Consider the following 20,954-nt stretch of genomic DNA (forward strand, 5'->3'; position numbering starts at 1 on the left):
CAGTACATGGCTACCATATACATGGCTACCATTTTCTGGCTTCCCGGACGGCCACGGGGACGGACTGACGGGATCTCACCGGCAGGGCTAGGTTGGGCGCCATGAGCAATCTTGATCGCGAGCCGGCTCCCGCCCTGTGCGGCGGCCGCGGCTTCGTGGTGGCGGAACCCGTGCGCGAACTCCTCAGCCCTCGCACCGTCAGACTCGGCGAAGCCACCGAGGTCCGCCGACTGCTGCCCAACCTGGGGCGGCGGATGGTCGGCGCGTGGTGCTTCGTCGACCACTACGGGCCCGACGACATCGCCGACGAGCCCGGCATGCAAGTGCCGCCGCACCCGCACATGGGCCTGCAGACGGTCAGCTGGCTGCACCAGGGCGAGGTGCTGCACCGCGACTCGACCGGCAGCCTCCAGACCATCCGCCCGCGCGAGCTGGGTCTGATGACCTCCGGGCGGGCCATCAGCCACTCCGAGGAGAGCCCGAAGTCGCACGCCCGCTTCCTGCACGGCGCCCAGCTGTGGGTCGCCCTTCCCGACCGCCACCGCCACACCGATCCGCACTTCGAGCACCACGCCGAGCTGCCGCTCGTCACCGCGCCCGGTGTCACCGCCACGCTGATTCTCGGCCACCTCGACGGAGCGACCTCACCCGGCACCGCGTACACCCCGATCGTCGGCGCCGACCTGACCCTCACCGACGGCGCGGACGTGCGCCTCCCCCTGGAGCCGGACTTCGAGTACGCCGTGCTGTCCATGTCCGGCGAGGCCCATGTGGACGGCGTCCCGGTGCTGCCCGGCTCCATGCTGTACCTCGGCTGCGGCCGTGCCGAACTCCCGCTGCGCGCCGCGTCGGACGCCTCGCTGATGCTCCTGGGCGGTGAGCCCTTCGAGGAGGAGCTGATCATGTTCTGGAACTGGATCGGACGGTCCCAGGAGGAGATCGAGCAGGCCCGCAGCGACTGGATGACCGGAACCCGCTTCGGTGAGGTGAAGGGCTACGACGGGGCGCCCTTGCCGGCTCCGGAGCTGCCGCCGTTGCCCTTGAAGCCGCGGGGGCGGACGCGTTAGACAGCGCGTCTAGACTCTGGACCGCTAGTCCAGATACCCTGGTGGCCGGGAAGGCGAGCGGGGAGGGTGCGGCATGTCGTCCGGGCGGGATCTGGAAGCGGAGCGGGACGCGATCGTCGCCGCGTTGACGCCGGTCGTGGACGGGCTGGTGGCGACGTTCGGCCCCGTGTGCGAGGTGGTCCTGCATGACTACCGGGACCCCGAGAACTCCGTCGTCGCCCTCGCCGGATCGGTGACCGGGCGCGCGGTCGGCGGGGCGATGAGCGAGATCGGCCTGCGGATCGTCGCCCGCGGGGACGAGGCGGCCGACGAGCTCAACTACCTCACGCGCACCGGGACCGGGAAGACGGTCAAGTCCTCCACCATGGTGCTGCGGGACTCCACCGGCGCGGTCTTCGGCGCCCTGTGCGTCAACCTCGACGTCACCGCCGCGAGCGAGGCGCACGCCCTGCTCGGTGCGTTGGCCGGGATCGCCGCCGCCCCCGCCGAACTGCCGGTGACCACCTTCGGCGACGACATCGACTCGGTCGTCGACGTCATCCTCGACACCCACCGCCATCAGCCGTGGGGCGCCCTCGACCGCGCCGGGCGCCTGGAACTGTTCCGCAGCCTCGACGACCGCGGCGTCTTCGCCGTGCGCCGAGCCGTCGAGCAGGTCGCCGCCCGCCTCGGCATCTCCCGCGCCTCCGCCTACCACTACCTCTCCCGGTCCCGCGCCACGACCGAGGACCCGTCCGATGACTCGAACGCGCCCACCGGCGCGGACACCCCCCTGGACAGGGCCGCGGCCGCGGACGCCCACGCCGAGTGACAACCGCCGAACGCGGGCGCCTGTGGCGACCACCGAGGCACGCATCCGATGCCGACCCCCGACGGAGGAACCCCAGTGAGGACCCCGACCCCGCCCGTCACCCTCGACGACGTCCGCGACGCGGCCCAGCGGCTCAAGGGAGTCGCGCACCGCACGCCCGTGCTCCGCTCCCGCACCCTAGATGCCCGCGTCGGCGCCGAGGTGCTCCTGAAGTGCGAGAACTTCCAACGCATGGGCGCCTTCAAGTTCCGCGGCGCCTACCACGCGGCCTCCCGGCTCACTCCCGGACAGCTGGCCCGGGGCATCGTCGCGTACTCCTCCGGCAACCATGCCCAGGCCGTCGCCCTGGCCGCCCGTGAACTCGGCAGCACCGCGGTGATCGTCATGCCCGAGGACGCCCCGCGCTCCAAGCGGGAGGCGACCGCCGGTTACGGCGCCGAAATCGTGACGTACGACCGCTACACCGGCGACCGGGTGGCGCTCGCCGAAGCCCTGGCCGCCGAGCGGGGGCTCGCCCTCATCCCGCCCTACGAGCATCCGCACGTCATGGCGGGACAGGGCACCGCCGCGCTCGAACTCCTGGAGGACGTCGGCGAGTTGGACGCGCTGCTGGCGCCGGTGGGCGGTGGCGGGCTGATCGCCGGGAGCGCCACGGTCGCCAAGGGGCTGTACCCCGGCATCCGGATCGTCGGGGTCGAGCCCCAGGCCGGGGACGACACCAAGCGGTCCTTGGAGGCCGGTCGGCGCGTGACCGTCCCGGTGCCGCGCACCATCGCCGACGGCCAGGCGCTGCCCACGCCCGGTGAGCTGACCTTCTCCGTGAACCGGCGGCTCGTCGACGCGATCGCGCTGGTCACCGACGACGAGATCCGGGACGCGATGCGGTTCGTCTTCGAGCATCTGAAGATCGTCGTCGAGCCGAGCGGCGCGACCCCGCTGGCAGCCCTGCTGTCCGGCCGGGTGGGGGAGTTGTCGGGACGGGTCGGCGTGATCGTCTCCGGCGGCAACGTCGACGCCGCGCGCTTCGCCGAGCTCTGCGGGGAGCGCCCCTGAGCCGGGGGTCCGTCGAATGGCGGCGCCGGGTGGCCGGGCGGACGATGGAGTGGTAGGGGCCGACCGCTGACGGCGGTGCGCAGGGCCGCCGGGAGGCCGGGCCCCGGGTCGCGGTCGGCGCGGCCGGAAGGGAGTGCGTCATGTTGGAAGTGAAGACGCTCGACAAGCCGGACGAGCGGCGTGATTTCCCTCGCGGCCACCTGGAAGCCGTCCACATGACGGAGCTCGACTTCGCCGTGGGGACGATGGAGCCGGGCTGGCGCTGGTCCGAGTCCGTGGGCCCGCTCGCGGGCACCGACAGCTGCCAGATGCACCACAACGGCTACATCGTGCAGGGCCGCATGCACATCCGCATGGACGACGGCGGCGAGGCCGAGGTGGGACCGGGCGACGTCTTCGTCGCCTCGCCGGGACATGACGCCTGGGTGGTGGGGGACGAGCAGGTCGTCCTCTACGACTTCCAGGGACAGACGGCGAGGGAGTTCGCGAAGCCCGACTGATCCGCTCGCCACTCGCGCCTGCTCGGCTGCGGCCGGCTCGGTTGTCGTCACCGCGTCCACACGCCGGTGTGCGGCGCCCCTCAGATCGGCAGCAGCCGTCCCACCAGCGCGCCCAACTGCCGGACGTTGCGGCACTCGTGCATCTCCACGAGGCCGGCGTACTCCGGCGCCGCGGAGTCCCCGGTGCCCCACTGGGCGCGCTGCTCGGGGTTCAACCAGTAGACACGGCGGGCCCGTTCGGAGATCTGCCGGACGGCCGCGAGGTTCGGGTCGCTCATGTTCGTACGGGCGTCGCCGAGGACGAACACGGTGGTGCGCGGGCCGACCGCGTCGGCGTAGCGCTCCGCGAACTCGCCCAGCGCCACGCCGTAGTCGCTGCTGCCGTGCCAGCCCGTGAGCTCCGCCTGCGACTGTATGCGGGCGCCGAGTCCGGCCGCGTCGGCGGCACCGTGCGCCAGCAGGTGCGTGACCTCGTCGACGCGGTTGACGAAGGCGAACACGCGGACCTTGCTGAACTGGTCGTGCAGTGCCTGCACCAGCAGCATCGTGAAGTCGGAGAAGCCGGACACCGAGCCCGACACGTCGCACAGCAACACCAGTTCGGGCCGGACGGGGCGGCGCCTGCGGAGCACCGGCCGCATCGGCACCCCGCCGGTCGACAACGAGCCGCGCAGGGTCCGCCGTAGATCGATCGTGCCCCGGGTGGCGCGGCGGCGACGGGCCGCCAGCCGGGTGGCCAGCTTGCGGGCCAGCGGCTGCACCGTCCTGCGCAGCTCCGCCAGCTGGTCCTTGCCCGCGAACAGGAAGTCCACCCTGTCGGCCGTCGGCGCCACCGCGCGCCGGGCGATCTCGTCCCGGCCGCGCCGCTCGGCGACCCGGCGCCGCGCCTCACCGGCCACCAGGGCGCGGAAGGTCTCGATCCGGCGGCGGATCTCGTCGTCCAGCAGCCGGTCCGCGAACCCCGAACTCCCGCCCCGCGCACGGACGTCGGCGCGGACCCGGGCGAGCAGCGTCTGCGGTCGGACGCGGTCGAGGGTCTGGTACGACGACCAGCCGTCCGAGGCGGGCGAGGAGCCGTAGCCGCCGAAACCGTCGACGGCCTCGACCGCCAGCCGGGCCAGCAGCGCCTCGTCGCCCGCGGCCAGGGCCGCCGCGAGCCGGTCCCGCAGCTCGTCACGGTCGGCGGGACCGGCCTCGGGTGCGCCGACGCCGCGCGGGAAGTACAGGTCGAAGACCGGGTCGAACACCCGCCGTTGGGCGGTGCCGTGCAGCAGCGTCGCCGCCAGGCCCTCGCGCAGCAGCTCCCGGTCCGCGAGACCGAGAACCTCGACCGCCTGGGCCGCGTCCACGGTCTCGCCGGTGCCGACCCGGACGCCGTGGGCGCGCAGCGCGGCGACGAGCGAGGTGAGCCGCTCGGCGACGGACGTGCTCACAGGGCGTCCAGGTCGAGTTTCGCGGCGGCCTTGAGGATGTCGTCCTGGTGCTTGAGGAGCACCCCCAGGGTGTCGCGCACCACGCTCTCGTCGAGGGTGTCGGCGCCGAGCGCGAGGAGGGTGTGCGCCCAGTCGACGGTCTCCGCGACCGAGGGGACCTTGCGCAGGTCCATCGCGCGCAACGCGCCCACCACCCGGACCACCGACGCGGCGAGCGCGGCGTCGAGCCCGGGCACCTTCAGCGCGACGATCCGGCGCTCCAACTCCTCCTCGGGGAAGCCGATGTGGAGGAACAGGCAGCGGCGGCGCAGGGCTTCGGACAGCTCGCGGCTGGCGTTGGAGGTGAGGACGACGAAGGGGCGGCGGGTGGCGGTGATCGTGCCGAGTTCGGGCACCGTGACCTGGAAGTCGCTCAGCACCTCCAGGAGCAGGCCCTCCACCTCGACGTCGGCCTTGTCGGTCTCGTCGATCAGCAGGACCTTCGGGTCGTCGCCCCGGATGGCCGTCAGCAGCGGGCGGGGGAGCAGGAACTCCTCGCTGAAGATGTCGGTGCGCGTCTCGTCCCATGTCTCGTCGCGGCCCGCGCTGATGCGCAGCAGTTGCTTGGCGTGGTTCCACTCGTACAGCGCCCGCGACTCGTCGACGCCCTCATAGCACTGAAGGCGCACCAGCTCGGCCCCGGCGACCTGCGCGACGGCCTTGGCCAGCTCCGTCTTGCCGACCCCGGCGGGGCCCTCCACCAGCAGGGGCTTGCCGAGCCGGGCGGCCAGGAAGACGGTCGTGGCCACGGCGGGCGAGGCGAGGTAACCGGTCGCGGCGAGGCGCGTGGAGACGTCGTCGACGGAAGTGAACAACAGGGCCTCCAGCAGCGGGATCGGCACGGACGGTCCACCTATCTAAGCGCTTGTTCAGCGCTCCTGTCACCCCGCATCCGACCCGCGCCGCCTCGCGAAAGGCCTCGATCCCGGGGAGTCGCGATGAGTTGCGGGGTGCCCGGCGGTCATAGTGGCGAACCCGGCACCGAGGAGGACCCGCATGCGCAGCGTGACCTATTCGATGAGCATCTCGCTCGACGGCTACATCGTCGGACCGGACGGCGGCTTCGACTGGGGAGGTCCCGACGACGAGGTCTTCCGGTCCCACATCGACGAGATCCGCGGCGTCGGCGTCTACCTGCTCGGACGACGGCTGTACGAGACGATGCTGTACTGGGAGACCGCCGAGCAGGACCCCTCGCTCGACGAGGCGCAGCTCGAATGGGCCGCGCTCTGGAACGCACTGCCCAAGGTGGTGTACTCCACCACTCTCTCGGACGTGCGCGGCAACGCCCGCCTGGCGACCGGCAGCCTCGCGGAGGAGATCGAGCGGCTGCGAGCCGAGCCGGGGGAGGGCGACATCGCGGTCGGCGGGGCCACCCTCGCCGCCCAAGCGGCCGCGGCGGACCTGATCGACGAGTACCGGCCGAGGATCTACCCCGTGCTGGTCGGCGGCGGCATCCCGTTCTTCCCCGGGGGCGAACGGCGGGTGGACCTCGAACGCGTCGAGACCCGGGCCTTCCGTTCGAGGGTGGTCTACCTCCGCTACCGCGTGGCGCGCCCCTCCGCCTCCTGAGCGCGGCCCTCCGCCCCCTGAGAACGACAGGGGCGGCCGCTGAACGGCCGCCCCTCCTCGCACATCCCGCTGGTCAGGCCGCTCGTCAGGAGGCGAGCGCCACCGCGTCCGTCGCCGGGGTGCGCAGCACCTTCCGTGCCGTCGCCAGACTCGTCCCCAGCGTCACCACGGCGGCCACCGACACCACCGCGAGCCAGACGCCGAAGGCCTGTTCCGGCAGCACGGCATCGGTGCGGACCACGGTGAACGGGACGACGCCCGCCAGCGCGGCGACGGTCCCGAAGAACACCCCGGTGACCGTCAGGACCAGCGTCTCGGCCCAGACCACCCCGAGCACCTGGCCCGGCGTCGCCCCGGCCAACCGCTGCTGCCCGAACTCCCGACTGCGGTAACTGGTCGCCGCGTACAGCGAGTTGACCAGCATCACGCACACGAACACCACGATGATCCCGACGACCGTGAAGTTCAGCGTCTCCAGGTTCTTGGCGTCGACCGACTTCACCAGTCCCGAGGCCTCGACGGCGTCGCTCTCCACGGTCTGCACGGTGAGCGTCACCGTCGACACCGCCGTGAACAGGATCAGCGACATCAGGATCCCGGCGAGCTCCCCGGCCCGCTCCCGCAGATTGCGCACGGCCAGCCACCCCGCCGCTCCCGACAACGGCAGCCGGTCGAGCACCCCGCGAAGCAACCGCGGCGCCAGCGACGCGAACCCCACCGACAGCAGGATCGCCCCGTACGCCGGCGGCGCCATCAGCGCCTCGTCGGTGGCGGAGAAGGCGAAGGTGGAGCAGGCCGACACGGCGCCGGCCACCAGAGCGGCGTACGTCAGGAACCGTCGCGCCCGGCCGTCTCGTCGCGGAGCGCCACGCGTCACCCGCCGCAGCGCGAGGAACGCGGCGCCCACCGACGCCGACAGCGTGATGGCGAGACCCGACATCAGCGCGATCGGGCCGAAGACGTGACTGACCGTGTCCGCCACCTGGCCGCTGTCGTGGAACACCCCCAGCAGCGCCCGCCCGCCGAGCACCGCCGGGCCGACGGCCAGCGCCACACCGGCCAGCGCGACGACCAGCGCCTCACCGACCACCATCCGTTTGAGCTGCGCCGGCGTCGCCCCCGAGCAGCGCAGCAGCTCCAGTTCGCCGGCCCGCCGGCGCACGTTCACCGTGAGGGTGGAGGCCACGGCGAAGAACACCAGCAACGAGCCGTACCCGCCGACCACGCTCGCCGCCGTCGTCAGCGTGCCCGCGCTCACCGAGTCGACGCCGCCGCGCCCGGCCGTGTCGTGCAGGGAGTTGAACGTCATGATGATCGCCGCGCCGAGGAAGGCCGACAGCAGCGTCGCGAGGAACTGTCCGGGCCGGCGCCGGATCGACCGCAGGGCCAGTACGAGCATCGCTCACACCCCCGCCGTCAGGTCGTCGCCGAGGTGGGCGAGGCGCTCGGCGACCGCGTCCGCGGTGGGCGCGGTCATGCCGCCGGCCAGCCGGCCGTCGGCGAGGAACAGCACCGAGTCGGCCCAGGCGGCGGCCACCGGGTCGTGCGTCACCATCACCACGGTCCGCCCGTGCACCCGGACCGCCTCCTGGAGCAGCCGCAGCACCTCACGGGCGCTACGGGTGTCCAGGGCGCCCGTCGGTTCGTCCGCGAAGATCACCCGCGGTTCGGTGACCAGGGCGCGGGCGATCGCCACCCGCTGGCGCTGACCGCCGGACAGCTGGTCGGGGCGGTGGCCGAGCCGGTCGCCGAGGCCGACCTGGGTGAGGATCTCCCGGGCCCGCCCCCGGTCGACGCGCTGCCCGGCGAGCTTCAGCGGCAGCACCGTGTTCTGCGCGACGGTGAGCGTCTCCAGCAGGTTGTACTGCTGGAACACGAACCCGATCCGGCCCCGCCGGAACCTCGTCAGCTCGGTCTCACCACCGCCGGTCAGCTCGGTGCCGTCCACGGCGACGATCCCGCTGTCGGGCCGGTCGAGCCCGGCCGCGCACTGGAGCAGCGTCGACTTGCCGGAGCCCGAGGGCCCCATGACCGCCGTGAAGGTGGCGCGCGGCAGGCTGAACGTCACCCCGTCCAGGGCGGTCACCGCGCTGTCGGCACTGCCGTAGGTCTTGGAGACCTTCACCAGCCGCAGTGCCTCGGCGGCGGGGCCCGTGTCGTGCGTACGTCGCGAACGGGTGCGAAACACCGTCATCACCTCTTCGTCGGCACTCCCTGTGCCATGACAGCGACGGTACGGAGACGGCGGGACGAGCACATGGGCCCCAGAACCCGTATCGGCAGGTGTACCCAGCGACACCCCGTACGGGTCACCCCAGCGCGCCGCCCCCCGCGGCGGCCGGTGCAATGGAGGCGTGACCGCCCCACCGGACGACTGCCTCGCACGCAACGAGTGGATCTGCGGCGCGTACCTGAGTACCCGCCGGCAGATCCTGTGGGACGCGGTCCTCCAGCATCTGCAACTGACCTCGCTCTCGGTGCTCATCGGCCTCGTCATCGCCCTGCCGCTCGCCGTGCTGGCGCGCCGCTGGGGCTGGGCGGCCGGCCCCGTCCTCGCCCTCACGACGGTCCTCTACACGATCCCGTCGCTCGCGATGTTCTCCCTGCTCCTGCCCGTGTACGGGCTCTCCGCGGCCCTGGTCGTCGCCGGACTCGTCCTGTACTCGCTCACGCTGCTGGTGCGCAACATCCTCGCCGGGCTGCGGGCCGTCCCCGAGGACACCCGGCAGGCCGCCCGCGGCATGGGCTACGGCCCCGTCCGCCTGCTGCTCACCGTCGAACTGCCCCTCGCCCTGCCCGCCGCGATGGCCGGCCTGCGCATCGCCACGGTCTCCGCGGTGTCCCTGGTGACGGTCGGCGCGATCGTCGGCTTCGGCGGACTCGGCAACCTCATCTACGCGGGCATGAACACCTACTTCAAGGCGCAGGTCCTCACGGCCTCCGTGCTGTGCGTCGTGATCGCCGTGGTGGCCGACGTCCTGCTCCTGGGCGTGCAGCGGCTGCTCACCCCGTGGACGAGGTCGGGCCGCGGATGACCACCCTCACCGACGCCTGGGACTGGCTCGCCGACCCCGCCCACTGGGCGGGCGACGACGGCATCTGGCACCGGCTGCTCCAGCACCTCCTGCTCACCGTCGTCTGCCTGGTCGTCAGCTGTCTGATCGCCCTCCCCGTGGCGCTCGCCCTCGGCCACCTGGGCAAGGGCGGCGCCCTGGCGGTCAACATCTCCAACATCGGCCGGGCGGTCCCCACCTTCGCCGTCCTGGTCCTGCTGCTGCTCACCCCGGTCGGGGACTGGGGGGAGGGCCCGACGATCGTCGCCCTGGTGCTGTTCGCCGTACCGCCGCTGCTCACCAACGCCTACGTCGGCGTGCGCGAGGTGGACCGCGGCGTCGTGCAGGCGGCCCGGGGCATGGGGATGACCGGGCGGCAGACGCTGCTCCGCGTGGAACTGCCGCTGGCGCTGCCCATGGTGCTCAACGGGGTGCGGATCGCCGCCGTCCAGCTCGTCGCGACGGCGACCATCGCCGCGCTCGCGGGCGGCGGCGGACTGGGCCGCATCATCACGGCCGGCTTCAACCTCGCCAGTACGCCCCAGGTGGTGGCCGGAGCGGTGCTCGTCGCCGCGTTCGCGCTGCTCGTCGAGGGTGTCTTCGAGATCGCCGAGCGGCTGGCGCCCCACTGGGCGAGGGGCACGCGATGAGGCGACGCCTGAGTGTGCTCCTCGCGCTGGTGCTGACGGGATGTGCGACGGGTCCGTCCCTGGAGAACCAGGGCGCGGTCACCGCGGCGCCCGGCGACAGCCACCAACTGACCGTCGGATCAGCCGGGTTCACCGAGAGCGACCTGCTCGCCCAGATGTACGCGCTGCTGCTGGACCAGGCCGGCTACCAGACCTCGCTGCTCACCGTCGCCAACCGCGAACTGTACGAACCCGCCCTGGAGTCCGGCCAGATCGACGTCGTGCCCGAGTACGCGGCGACCTTCGCCGACTGGCTCAACGCCAAGACCGCCGGAGCCGACGCGCCCCCGGTCGGCTCGCCCGACCTCGACGCCACGATGAAGGCGCTGCGCCGACTGGCCACCCCGCGCGGCCTCACGGTGCTGGACCCGGGCCGCGCCGTGGACCAGAACGCCTTCGCGGTCAGCGCCTCGTACGCCCGCGAGCACGACCTCAAGACCCTCAGCGACCTCGGCGCCTCCGGCCTGAAGGTACGGCTGGCCGCGGGTGACGAGTGCGTCCGACGCCCGTACTGCGCACCGGGGTTGAGGAAGACCTACGGCATCGACGTCACCGGCGTCGACCCCAAGGGGGTCGGCACCACCCAGGCCAAACGGGCGGTCCAGAGCGGCCGTGACCAGATGGTGCTCACCACCACGACCGACGCCACCCTGAGCGACTTCGGCCTGGTCCTCCTCACCGACGACAAGCACCTCCAGAACGCCGACTACGTCGTCCCCGTCGTCAACCGCTCCCGCGCCGGTGGCGAGGGGGTCACCAAGGCGCTCGGCAAGCTCAACGACGTCCTGACGACGGCCGATCTGGCGTCGATGAACCAACAGGTCGACAGCTGGCGGAGGTTGGCGAAGGACGTGGCGCGGACCTACCTGGAGGACAAGGGCCTGCTGACGTGAGGAGGGCGTTGTCAGTGGGGGGTTGTAGGTTCCGGGCATGGGGATCTACCTGACGAGCATCGGTGCCGAGGAGTGGTTCGACGAGGGGGAGGACGCCGACGAGGAGGAGGACGCCGGGTTCGGCGCCGTCGCCTCGGGGCTGAACGAGGAGCTGCGGCGGCGCGGGCTGCCGCCGTACGAGTCGGTGCCCCCGGAGAGCGACGACCTGGCCTTCTCGGAGAAGCTCAGCCCTCCCATGGACGGCTTCGTCGCGCTGTGCGGGGCGCACCTGACGCGCGAGGAGGAGGAACGGCTCTGCGGCTGGTCGGTGCTGGTGCCGGTCTCCCTCGACGAGGAGATACACCTGCCGATCGGCTCCGCCTACACGGACGAGACCGTGATCGCGGGAGCGCCCCAGGTACTCGCCCTCGCCCAGCGGCTGGCCTGGGCGATCGGGCTGCCGCCCGTGCTGCCGGTGGAGAGCCCGCATCTGGGTCTGACCCGATGGCTGCTCGACGGCTCGGCGCGAGAGACCGCCGCCGCCCGGCCCGGCCCGTGGGCCGATGACCTGGACGCGGCGTTCTACGTGGGGCTCTATCTGCGCGCCGCCCAGTACTCCCTGCGTCACGGCTGCCCCATCGTCTACAGCTGAGGTGACCGCAGGGTGGGCAGGCAGGGGGGAGGGCGGGAAGGCAGGGGTAAGGCGCGCAGGCGGGGGCAGGGCGCGCAGCGGGGTGCAGGGTGTCCCGGCCGGCCTATGCGTCTGCCACAGATTCGAACCGCACCTGGTCCCGGGGCACCCCCAGCGCGTCCGCGTCCACGGAGCGCCGTAGTGCCTCGTGGAGCTTCGCCGGGGTCAGGACGCCCAGGAAGCGGGCCCCGTCGAGTACCGCGACCCAGCCCGCGTCGTGCTGGAGCATCACACCGAAGGCCTGCTTCAGGGGGGCGCCCACCGGCACCCAGGCGTTCATCCGGTGGGTGCGGTCGCCGACCGTGCCGCCCGCGCCGAGGTCCTCCACGCCGACCCAGCCGTGGAGTTCCCCGGCGTCGTCCAGGACCACCGCCCAGCGCGCCCCCTCCGCACCGAGCCGCACCGCAGCGGCGGCGGTCTCCTCGTCCAGGCGGGCCAGCGGCGGCTGCTCCAGGTCGTCGGCCTCGATGTCGGTGACCGACAGCCGCTTCAGCCCACGGTCGGCGCCGACGAACTCCGCCACGTACGGCGTCGCGGGTGCCCCGAGGACCGTCCCGGGCGTGTCGAACTGCTCGATCCGCCCCTGCCCGTACACGGCGATGCGGTCACCCAGCCGCACCGCCTCCTCGATGTCGTGCGTGACCAGCAGCACCGTCTTGCGCACCGCGGCCTGCATCCGCAGGAACTCGTCCTGCAACTGCTCGCGCACCACCGGGTCGACCGCCCCGAACGGCTCGTCCATCAGCAGCACCGGCGGATCGGCGGCCAGCGCCCGGGCCACGCCGACCCGCTGGCGCTGTCCGCCGGACAACTGGTCGGGATAGCGCGGCCCGTACCGCTTCGGATCCAGGCCCACCAGGTCGAGCAGTTCGGCCGCGCGCGCCCGGGCCTTCGCCTTCTTCCAGCCCACCAGCGCCGGCACGGTCGCCGTGTTGTCGAGAATCGTGCGGTGCGGGAAGAGCCCGACCTGCTGGATGACGTAACCGATCCGCCGTCGCAGCCGCACGGGGTCGACGTCCGCGATGTCGTCGCCGTTCACGAGGATCCGGCCCGAGGTCGGCTCGATCAGCCGGTTGACCATCATCATGGTGGTCGTCTTGCCGCAGCCGGAGGGGCCCACGAGTGTGACGAGCTCACCCTCGGACACCTCGAAACTCAGGTCGTCCACGGCCGTCGTTCCGTCCGGATACCGCTTGCTGACCTGCTCGAACCGGATCATGTCCACACGCTAACGGCGTGTGCCGCACGGCGCCTTCCCACGAGGTCCCCCTGGCTGGCCGGTACGACGCGGGGGCTAACGGGGCGGTGGGTGCCGGTGGTGCCGGCGGTTCTGGAGAGGCCGCCCCCGCCGGGCGCCCGCACCCCGGTCGGCCGCCCTGCTCAGCAGCGACGGCGGCACCGGCTGGGACGGGCGAAGTGGATCACCATGACTGGCATAGCACCGAACAGTCAGGCCGCGCCCCTACTGCTTCCTGGGAGAAGCCACGGTGGTCGATGTTCCAAAGCTCGGGGAACCTCAGGGGCGCGGGAGACCTGCCCTTGGCGGGGTGCGGACCGTCACGGCTGCCGACCAGCCCACTTTCGGTCATCCCGCCTGAATCCGAACTCCATCAACCATCCGTTCTTCACCTGAAGGCCGCAGCGACCGCACGGAATCTGGATGAACGGGTGTCCAGAGCAAATGTTGCTGTTTTACGCCACCTTGTTGATCTTCTCTTGCGTATCTCAGTACCCGCCTGTCTACAGTGATCCCGCTCGCCCTCGAACGCGGCTGACCACCGCTCGAACAAGGGGGCGCGTATCACGGCGACGGGGGGAGCCGCTTTGCGTCATCATGTTGACGCTCCCCGCCGAAAACGGAGGGGTTGTTGATGGCTGACCAAATGGTGTTGCAGGCGCGGCAATTCGTCGACGCGACGTACGGCAGCCGGACCAGTCCTTAGTGAAACTGCCGGTCACCGGCTCGGGGGACTTCTCCATGGGGGCCTCTCTTCTGGCCTCGTCCGGTGATAAGTCGCCCATGGGCCACGACCTGCCTGGTCAGTGCCGGCGCCCGCTGGGATTCCGGCCGAAGGGCTTGGCGCTCGCTGACGTGATAGGGCTGCCCAGCGTCGTCGTGATCCCCGTTCACCAGTGAAGGGCCCCATGGCAAGCGGGGCTCGACGTCCCGGATTCCTGTTGACCGCCCAGCACGCCGATCCGACCGCTGCCGGCGGCCCGCCGACCACCGGTGCGCCCCTGGACGGCAGCGTCAGAGACCTGGCGGCACGCTATCGCCGGGCCGGCGGAGCCCCGGATGAGTACGGCATCAAGCACGCGAAGAAATTCCACCATTACGACACCACCAGGGAGAACTCCTCTTGCGACCGAGACTCGTTACGTCCACCCTCATAGCCGCAGCTTCTGCTGGAGCCCTTCTGCTGGGCACTGCCCCGCTGGCACAGGCGGAGGGACCCACCGCGGAGCCGTCGGCCACGGCAACTCAGGATCCGACCGCAGAACCGACTGCGGAGCCGACCGCGGAGCCGACAGGCGAGCCGTCTGCCGACCCGGTGAACCCGGTGATCGCCGAGTATGACGGGAAGAAGATCAACCTCGCCGAGTCATGGGAAGGCGCCAGTATCTGTACGGAACTTCCCAACGGCGAAGTCCACTGCTACGACTCCAACGAGGAATCCCTGGCGGACCCAGAACTTCCGGCCCAGGTCCGTAAGGAAAGCCTCAGAGCCGCCACCGATCTGGCCACTGACCCGCACGACAAATGCGCCGCCGACTACTGGTGCCTCTTTCAGGACGCCAACTACGGCGGGAGGCGCCTGCAGTTCTCGAGCAGCGGCAAGAAGGACCTCGGCGACTACGGATTCCGCGACAAGCTCAGCTCGGTCTTCTACTGGGTCGGCCGCTGGTCGATCAACTACGGAACCGCGACGATCTGGGACTCGCGGTCCTGGCCGCTGCACGACCGGGAGCGTGACCTCATCCCGCCGCACGGCTGGGCGAACTTCAAGAACATGGACTACCCGGGTGGCGGCAACTGGAACGACAAGGTCGACGTCTTCCAGGTCAAGCGTGCCTGACACCCGGCAAGGAGCGTGAACACATCGCACTGAAGCCCTTTCATCCTGGGTTGCAGGGGTGGAGCGGGCTGGTCAGCGAGATGTGTGACGTGGCAGAGCCCCTCGTTGTCGGCGTGGTGATCTCACTCATCACAGAGGCGACCGAGGGGCTCTGTCGCAGACCCGTAGACCCGCAGATCCGCAGGACCGGCCCGGGCTTTTCTCCAGGCTGCCTCCTGGGAAGCGAACCGCGGCTGGACGCTCGCCGTGAACCTCGCCGGTGATCTCGACGCCCGGGTCCGGCTGCTGACCCCGCACGACGACGGGGACCTGGTGGAGCCGCGCCCAAGACCCCGCCGAGACGACCCGAGCCTGAATCGGTCAGAGGCTGTAAGAGATCCGGCCCGGCCGTACATCTCCCGGTTGACGGCCGTTGATGGCCGGACCATGGAGGTGCTGTGAGACGACGACGAACAACCGCCCGGGAGCACGGTGACCCGGCCGAGCACGGGGCCCTCGAGGCGCTCTACATGGCTCATGCTGATCGGGTCCTGGCGTACCTGCTGCACCGTACGGACCGGGAGACAGCCCAGGACATCCTGTCGGAGACGTTCGTACTGGCCTGGCGCAAGTCCGGGTCCGTACCCGACGATGCCCTGCCGTGGCTGCTCGCCTCGGCTCGGCGGCTGCTCGCCAACCGCGTGCGGTCCGACCAACGGCACCGCGCGCTGACCGAGCACCTGGCGGTGATGGCCGACGGGATGGGTGCCGCGGAGATCGCGGACACGATAGGGACGCGTGCCGAGGTGGCCGCCGCGCTGTCGGCGCTTTCCGAACAGGACCGGGAGGTGCTCGTGCTGAGCGGCTGGTACGGCCTGACGGCCAAGCAGGCGGCCGTGGTCGCGGGCTGCACGGCCACCGCCTTCGCTGTGCGCCTGCACCGGGCGCGCAAACGGTTCAGGGCAGCGCTGCTCCGTGCAGGCCACGCACGGCCCGTCCATCACGCGATGTCCCGCCCCCACTTCGTCCAACGGGAGTCAGCATGAAGCAGAGCGTCACCCAGCACAGCCAGGCGGCCGACCTCGCCGCCGTCCGCGCTCTGCGGCCCACCGCCGACGGCACCGAAGGCTGGGCGGCTTCGGAGGACGGCCAGGCCGTCCTGCGGGGGATCCTGCTACGCACCCAGCAGCCGCGTGCCACGGCCGGTTCTGGGAGGCGGCGGCACATGTTCGTGGCGGGTGCGGTCACGGCCGCACTCCTCGGGGGCGCCGCCACGGCAGCCGTGGCCACATTCGGGCCGTGGGACGAGGACGGCCGCAATGTCATGTGCGCTCGCACGCTGTCGCCCGAGGCGGACCTGAGCCAACTGCCGCTCAAAGCCATGAAGGATTTCGATCCGCAGGACGCGGCGCGTGCCTGCGCGGCGTCCTGGGATCGGATGTGGAACCAGCCCGCCCAAGGTCCACGGACCCCCAAGCCGACCCGGTTCGCGGCGTGCTTCTTCCCCAACGCGCAGCCTGACAGCGGCGAATCCTCGGCCACCGACGACGAGGGGGCACTCGGCGGGCCGGTGGTCTACCCGGCGGACGGCTACCCCACGAAGAAGGCAACCTGCGCGGCCATCGGCTCCAGGCCCGTGGCCGGCGGCTGACCGAACCAGAAGCTCGTCTTCGGACGGCGTCACGCCCTACCGACTGCCCTCCGCGCTCGACTCAGCGCCCACCAGGACCACCTCCAGGGTGCGTGGACCGTGCACCCCCTCGACCCGGTCCAGCTCGATGTCGCTGGTCGCCGAAGGACCAGAGATCCATGTCAACGGGCGGGCCGGGTCGAGGCGTTCGAGCGCCTGGGGGACGGAGGAGACGACCTGCTCCGGGACCCGTACGACACAGATGTGGTGGTCGGGCACGAGGGTGATACGGCGGCGGCCCTGGTCGGGTGAGCCGTCGAGCACGATCGTGCCGGTCTCCGCGATCGCCACCGCGCACGCCGTGACCACGCTGTCGATCCGGTCCAGTTCGTGCGGGGTGCTCTCCGCCCGGTCCGGCACCTGGTCGGCCTCAGCCTCGGCGAGCCACGACGGCTGAAGGCCCGGCGGCACGAGCACCGACCGCGCGCCCCGGGCGGCCAGCATCCCGGCGATCGTCGGGGCGAGGTCGGCGGCGGTGCAGCGGTGCACGATCGCCCGGTAGTCGGCGAGGTTCTCGGCCAGCAGGTCGGTGGTCTCCTCGACGGTACGGTCGCCGTGCTCCCGCAGATAGGCGCGCTCGATCGGGGTGTCCTCGCCGGGCACGTCGGCCAGTGCGCGCCGCACCCGGCCCAGAATCCGTTCCCTGCTGTTCACTGGGCCCCGTCCTTTCCGCCGTTGGTGCGCTGCCACCAGTCCCGGAACGGCTCCGCCGGCAGCGGCGGCAGGTCCCGGGTGCCGCTCCACGCCTTTCCCGGCCCCGGCAGCCTGCGCGGATGCAGCCGCCGGGTGCGCGAGGCGAGCCGCTGACCGGCGCGCAGGGCGCCGGGGCGGGCGAACGCCCAGCCGGCCGCCCGCATGGCCGCACGCTCGGCGGCGTGCCCCTTGGCCGGCTTGAGCACGACCTTGTTGCCCTCCCGGGTCACCGGCCCGCCCTCCACGACCCGCTCGCGCAGGTGCACCAGCACCTCGGGGATGTCGATGGCGACCGGGCACACCTCGTAACAGGCCCCGCACAAGGAGGACGCGTACGGCAGGGAGGCGTCGATCTCGCTTGCCGTGCCCCGGAGTTGGGGGCTGAGGATGGCGCCGATCGGGCCGGGGTAGACCGAGCCGTAGGCGTGGCCGCCGGCCCGCTCGTAGACCGGGCAGACGTTCAGGCACGCCGAGCAGCGGATGCAGCGCAGGGCCTGGCGGCCGACCTCGTCGGCGAGGGTGTCGGTGCGGCCGTTGTCGAGCAGGACCAGATGGAAGGCGCGCGGCCCGTCCTCGTCCGTGGTGCCGGTCCAGGTCGACGTGTACGGGTTCATGCGCTCGGCCGTGGAGGAGCGGGGGAGCGTCTGGAGGAAGACCTCCAGGTCCCGCCAGGTCGGCAGGATCTTCTCGATGCCGACGACGGAGATCAGGGTCTCGGGCAGGGTCAGGCACATCCGCCCGTTGCCCTCGGACTCCACGACCACCAGGGTGCCGGTCTCGGCGATCATGAAGTTGGCGCCGGAGACGCCGACCTTGGCGCGCAGGAACTTCTCGCGCAGGTGCAGGCGCGCGGCCTCGGCCAGTTCGGCGGGGGTGTCCGTCAGTCCCTCGGGGGCGGGGCGGCCCCACTCGCTCATCTCCCGTTCGAAGATGTCCCGGATCTCGCCCCGGTTGCGGTGGATCGCCGGGACCAGGATGTGCGAGGGCCGGTCCTTGCCCAACTGCACGATGAGTTCGGCGAGATCGGTCTCGTAGGCGCGGATCCCGGCCTCCTCCAGCGTCTCGTTGAGCCCGATCTCCTGTGTGGCCATCGACTTGACCTTGACGACCTCCGACTCGCCCGTCCGGCGGACCAGTTCGGTGACGATCCGGTTGGCCTCGTCGGCGTCGGCGGCCCAGTGGACGATGCCGCCCGCCGCCGTCACCGACTCCTCCAACTGCACCAGGTAGCGGTCGAGATGACGGAGTGTGTGGTCCTTGATCCGCTTGCCGGCCTCGCGCAGCTCCGCCCAGTCGGAGACCTCGGCGACGGCCTTCTCGCGCTTGGCGCGGATGGTGTGTGTGGCGTGGCGCAGATTCCCGCGCAGGGTCTCGTCGGCCACCGCCTCGTGCGCGGCCTTCGGGAAGGCCGGCATCCCTACGAACGTCCCGCTCATACGGCCGGCTCCTCCTCCGTGCTCGCCAGGATCTCCGCGATGTGCACCGGCCGCATGCCGGTGCTCAGCCGGGCCATGGTGCCGCCGATGTGCATCAGACAGGAGTTGTCGGCGGCGCACAGCACCTCGGCGCCGGTCGACTCGGCGTTGCGCACCTTGTCCGCGCCCATCGCCGCCGAGACGTCGGCGTTCTTCAGGGCGAAGGTGCCGCCGAACCCGCAGCACTCCTCCGCCCCCGGCAGCTCGACCAGTTCCAGCCCCTTGACGGCCCGCAGCAGCCGCAGCGGCCGCTCGCCGAGTCCCAGGCCGCGCAGTCCGTGACAGGTCGGGTGATAGGTCACCTTGTGCGGGTACCAGGCGCCGACATCCGTGACCCCGAGGACGTCCACCAGGAACTCGGTCAGCTCGTACGTCTTCGGGACCACGGGCGCCAGCGTGGCCGCGAGGCCGTCCCCCCGCCCCTCGGCCCGGGCCCGCTCACCCATCCGCGGATACAGCTCCCGCACCATCGCCCCGCAGGACCCGGACGGCGTGACGATGGCCTCGTACTCCCCGAAGACATCGGAGAAGTGCCGGGCCATCGGCTCGGCCTCATGGCGGTAGCCGGTGTTGTAGTGCGCCTGCCCGCAGCAGGTCTGGGCCATCGGGAAGTCGACCTCGACGCCCAGTCTGGTCAGCAGTTTCACCACGGCGCGCCCGGTGTCCGGATAGAGCGTGTCGTTGACGCAGGTCAGGAACAGGGCGACACGCATCGCGGCTCCTCGTGTTCGGTCATCGGATGGGTGTGGGGGCCCCTCCCACACGCGTTCAGCGTAGTGGGGGAGCTGTGGGGCGGAGAGGAGCGGGGGAGTCCCCGCTCACCGGTCGGTGAGCCGGGCCTCCGCCTCGCGCCACGGCGCGGTGTCCCCCCGGGGTTCGTACCGGGTCAACGGCTGGGTGCGGGTGAGGAGTTCGCGCGCGCCGGCCAGGTCACCGACGAGCCCGTGCGTACGGGCCTGTACGAGGACGTTCCCGAGGGCTGCCGCCTCCGTCGGGCCCGCCACCACCGGCAGCCCGCAGGCGTCGGCGGTCAGCTGGCACAGCAGCGCGTTGCGGGTGCCGCCCCCGACGACGTGCACCACGTCGACGGGACGGTCGGCGAGCCGTTGCGCGTCGGTGACGGCCCTGCGGTGGGCGAGGGCCAGCGAGTCGAGGATGCACCGCGTGATCTCGCCGGGCGAGACGGGCACCGGCTGCCCCGAGCCGCGGCACGCCTCGGCGATCCGCTCCGGCATCCGCCCCGGCGCGAGGAACGCCGCGTCCCCCGCGTCCACCACCGACCGCAGCGCCGGAGCCTTCGCCGCGTCCCGCAGCAGCGCCCCCAACTCCGGTTCGCCCCAAGCCCGTACGCACTCCTGGAGCAGCCAGAGCCCCATGATGTTGCGCAGGTACCGGACCGTGCCGTCCAGCCCCAGCTCATTGGTGAAGTTGGCCGCCCGGCTCTCCTCCGTCAGCACCGGCGCGTCCAGTTCCAGCCCGGCCAGCGACCAGGTGCCGGTGCAGATGTACGCGAACCGCTCACCGTGGGCGGCGGGAACGGCTGCCACCGCGGACGCCGTGTCGTGCGAACCGACCGCCGTCACCGGCACGGGCCCGGTGAGCCCGGTCTCCTCCAGCACCTCCGGCCGCAGCACACCGGCCCGGTCACCGGGCCGGCGCAGCGGCGCGAAGAGGTCCAGGTCGATCCCGAGCCGCGCGGCGATGTCGTACGACCACCCGCGCGTGCGCGGATCGATCAGCTGGGTCGTCGAGGCGTTGGTGAGCTCGGTGCCCTGCTCGCCGGTGAGCCAGTACGTCAGGAGGTCGGGGATGAGCAAGAGCCTGTGGGCATGGGCCAGTTGAGCCGACGAGCGGGCGGCGGTGAGCTGGTACAGGGTGTTGAAGGGCGCGTACTGCAACCCCGTGGCCCCGTACAGCTCCTCGGCGGGCACGGTCGCCCACACCTTCTCGGCGATGCCCTCGGTGCGGGCGTCCCGGTAGTGCACCGGGTTGCCGAGCAGCGCCCCGTCCGCGTCGAGGAGGCCGTAGTCCACGGCCCAGCTGTCGATGCCGACCGAGTCGACCTGCCCGGCCGCGCGCAGACCGTCCAGGACACCGGCGTACAGCGCGAGGATGTCCCAGCGCAGTCCCTCGGGGGTGCGCACCGGCCGGTTGGCGAAGCGGTGCGCCTCGGTCAGCTCCAGGCTGTCCGGGCCGACGCGGCCGACCATGACCCGTCCGCTGGACGCGCCGAGGTCGACCGCGGCGTACGACATCACGC

21 protein-coding genes are annotated in these 20,954 nt (G+C 71.8%); 12 read left to right on the forward strand and 9 right to left on the reverse strand.

The genetic code is table 11. The features are described 5' to 3' along the window. The first annotated feature begins 101 nt into the window (after positions 1-101). From ACH41F_RS13575 to ACH41F_RS13590, 4 genes are all read left to right on the forward strand, one after another. Positions 102-1,067, forward strand: a complete 966-nt coding sequence (locus tag ACH41F_RS13575; RefSeq protein WP_391238570.1) for a pirin family protein — start codon at positions 102-104, stop codon at positions 1,065-1,067. 73 nt (positions 1,068-1,140) lie between these two features. Beyond that, positions 1,141-1,878, forward strand: a complete 738-nt coding sequence (locus ACH41F_RS13580) for a PAS domain-containing protein (protein WP_391238567.1) — start codon at positions 1,141-1,143, stop codon at positions 1,876-1,878. 75 nt (positions 1,879-1,953) lie between these two features. Next, on the forward strand, positions 1,954-2,931 hold the full coding sequence (locus tag ACH41F_RS13585) for a pyridoxal-phosphate dependent enzyme (protein ID WP_391238564.1): 978 nt from the start codon (positions 1,954-1,956) through the stop codon (positions 2,929-2,931). A gap of 140 nt (positions 2,932-3,071) precedes the next feature. Then, positions 3,072-3,431: a cupin domain-containing protein gene (locus ACH41F_RS13590; protein ID WP_391238561.1), complete on the forward strand. Its 360-nt coding sequence runs from the start codon at positions 3,072-3,074 to the stop codon at positions 3,429-3,431. Between the two features lie 80 nt (positions 3,432-3,511). Here the strand turns inward: ACH41F_RS13590 and ACH41F_RS13595 are convergent, their stop codons facing one another. Together ACH41F_RS13595 and ACH41F_RS13600 are read right to left on the reverse strand one after the other, a co-directional pair. Further along, positions 3,512-4,864 (reverse strand): VWA domain-containing protein, encoded by a 1,353-nt coding sequence (locus tag ACH41F_RS13595; RefSeq protein ID WP_391238558.1) that lies wholly within the window; start codon positions 4,862-4,864, stop codon positions 3,512-3,514. Then, positions 4,861-5,718 carry an AAA family ATPase gene (locus ACH41F_RS13600; protein WP_391238988.1) on the reverse strand — a complete coding sequence of 286 codons (858 nt, stop codon included), beginning with the start codon at positions 5,716-5,718 and terminating at the stop codon, positions 4,861-4,863. The genes ACH41F_RS13595 and ACH41F_RS13600 overlap by 4 nt, the downstream gene beginning before the upstream one ends. A gap of 181 nt (positions 5,719-5,899) precedes the next feature. On the opposite strand from ACH41F_RS13600, the gene ACH41F_RS13605 reads away from it, so the two are divergent. Continuing rightward, positions 5,900-6,475 (forward strand): dihydrofolate reductase family protein, encoded by a 576-nt coding sequence (locus ACH41F_RS13605; RefSeq protein ID WP_391238555.1) that lies wholly within the window; start codon positions 5,900-5,902, stop codon positions 6,473-6,475. An 85-nt stretch (positions 6,476-6,560) separates the two neighbouring features. Here the strand turns inward: ACH41F_RS13605 and ACH41F_RS13610 are convergent, their stop codons facing one another. Further along, positions 6,561-7,874 carry an FtsX-like permease family protein gene (locus ACH41F_RS13610; protein ID WP_398835221.1) on the reverse strand — a complete coding sequence of 438 codons (1,314 nt, stop codon included), beginning with the start codon at positions 7,872-7,874 and terminating at the stop codon, positions 6,561-6,563. Positions 7,875-7,877: 3 nt separating this feature from the next. Next, positions 7,878-8,669: an ABC transporter ATP-binding protein gene (locus ACH41F_RS13615; RefSeq protein WP_398835224.1), complete on the reverse strand. Its 792-nt coding sequence runs from the start codon at positions 8,667-8,669 to the stop codon at positions 7,878-7,880. Between the two features lie 160 nt (positions 8,670-8,829). Between ACH41F_RS13615 and ACH41F_RS13620 the strand changes: the two genes are divergently transcribed. From ACH41F_RS13620 to ACH41F_RS13635, 4 genes are read left to right on the forward strand one after another with little or no spacing between them, the layout of a single operon-like run. Next, on the forward strand, positions 8,830-9,510 hold the full coding sequence (locus ACH41F_RS13620; RefSeq protein WP_398835226.1) for an ABC transporter permease: 681 nt from the start codon (positions 8,830-8,832) through the stop codon (positions 9,508-9,510). Continuing rightward, positions 9,507-10,178, forward strand: coding sequence for an ABC transporter permease (locus ACH41F_RS13625; protein ID WP_398835229.1), 672 nt, complete (start codon positions 9,507-9,509; stop codon positions 10,176-10,178). Before ACH41F_RS13620 ends, ACH41F_RS13625 begins: the two co-directional genes overlap by 4 nt. Further along, the gene (locus ACH41F_RS13630) at positions 10,175-11,110 is read left to right on the forward strand and encodes a glycine betaine ABC transporter substrate-binding protein (RefSeq protein ID WP_391238540.1); all 936 of its coding nucleotides are present in this window, start codon (positions 10,175-10,177) and stop codon (positions 11,108-11,110) included. Before ACH41F_RS13625 ends, ACH41F_RS13630 begins: the two co-directional genes overlap by 4 nt. Before the next feature lie 37 nt (positions 11,111-11,147). Further along, positions 11,148-11,741, forward strand: a complete 594-nt coding sequence (locus ACH41F_RS13635) for a hypothetical protein (protein ID WP_391238537.1) — start codon at positions 11,148-11,150, stop codon at positions 11,739-11,741. Between the two features lie 103 nt (positions 11,742-11,844). On the opposite strand, the gene ACH41F_RS13640 is transcribed toward ACH41F_RS13635, so the two are convergent. Beyond that, positions 11,845-12,999 carry an ABC transporter ATP-binding protein gene (locus tag ACH41F_RS13640; protein ID WP_398835232.1) on the reverse strand — a complete coding sequence of 385 codons (1,155 nt, stop codon included), beginning with the start codon at positions 12,997-12,999 and terminating at the stop codon, positions 11,845-11,847. A gap of 1,342 nt (positions 13,000-14,341) precedes the next feature. Between ACH41F_RS13640 and ACH41F_RS13645 the strand changes: the two genes are divergently transcribed. The 3 genes from ACH41F_RS13645 (at position 14,342) to ACH41F_RS13655 (ending at position 16,487) form a co-directional block, all read left to right on the forward strand. Next, positions 14,342-14,857 (forward strand): peptidase inhibitor family I36 protein, encoded by a 516-nt coding sequence (locus tag ACH41F_RS13645; protein WP_391238531.1) that lies wholly within the window; start codon positions 14,342-14,344, stop codon positions 14,855-14,857. A 437-nt stretch (positions 14,858-15,294) separates the two neighbouring features. Next, positions 15,295-15,882 (forward strand): sigma-70 family RNA polymerase sigma factor, encoded by a 588-nt coding sequence (locus tag ACH41F_RS13650; protein ID WP_391238529.1) that lies wholly within the window; start codon positions 15,295-15,297, stop codon positions 15,880-15,882. After that, the gene (locus tag ACH41F_RS13655; RefSeq protein WP_398835236.1) at positions 15,879-16,487 is read left to right on the forward strand and encodes a hypothetical protein; all 609 of its coding nucleotides are present in this window, start codon (positions 15,879-15,881) and stop codon (positions 16,485-16,487) included. Before ACH41F_RS13650 ends, ACH41F_RS13655 begins: the two co-directional genes overlap by 4 nt. 36 nt (positions 16,488-16,523) lie before the next feature. Here ACH41F_RS13655 and ACH41F_RS13660 read toward each other — a convergent pair whose 3' ends face one another. From ACH41F_RS13660 to ACH41F_RS13675, 4 genes are all read right to left on the reverse strand, one after another. Continuing rightward, positions 16,524-17,180, reverse strand: a complete 657-nt coding sequence (locus ACH41F_RS13660) for a lactate utilization protein C (RefSeq protein WP_398835238.1) — start codon at positions 17,178-17,180, stop codon at positions 16,524-16,526. After that, complete coding sequence (locus ACH41F_RS13665) at positions 17,177-18,655, reverse strand: LutB/LldF family L-lactate oxidation iron-sulfur protein (RefSeq protein ID WP_398835240.1); 1,479 nt, start codon at positions 18,653-18,655, stop codon at positions 17,177-17,179. The genes ACH41F_RS13660 and ACH41F_RS13665 overlap by 4 nt, the downstream gene beginning before the upstream one ends. Further along, entirely contained in the window at positions 18,652-19,407 is a 756-nt protein-coding gene (locus tag ACH41F_RS13670) for a heterodisulfide reductase-related iron-sulfur binding cluster (protein ID WP_391238517.1), read from the reverse strand. The genes ACH41F_RS13665 and ACH41F_RS13670 overlap by 4 nt, the downstream gene beginning before the upstream one ends. 105 nt (positions 19,408-19,512) lie before the next feature. Then, positions 19,513-20,952 carry a rhamnulokinase family protein gene (locus ACH41F_RS13675; RefSeq protein WP_398835388.1) on the reverse strand — a complete coding sequence of 480 codons (1,440 nt, stop codon included), beginning with the start codon at positions 20,950-20,952 and terminating at the stop codon, positions 19,513-19,515. Positions 20,953-20,954 lie beyond the last annotated feature (2 nt).

The sequence above is a fragment of the Streptomyces sp. NPDC020489 genome, from assembly GCF_044386545.1.
In the GTDB taxonomy this organism is placed as follows: Bacteria; Actinomycetota; Actinomycetes; order Streptomycetales; family Streptomycetaceae; genus Streptomyces.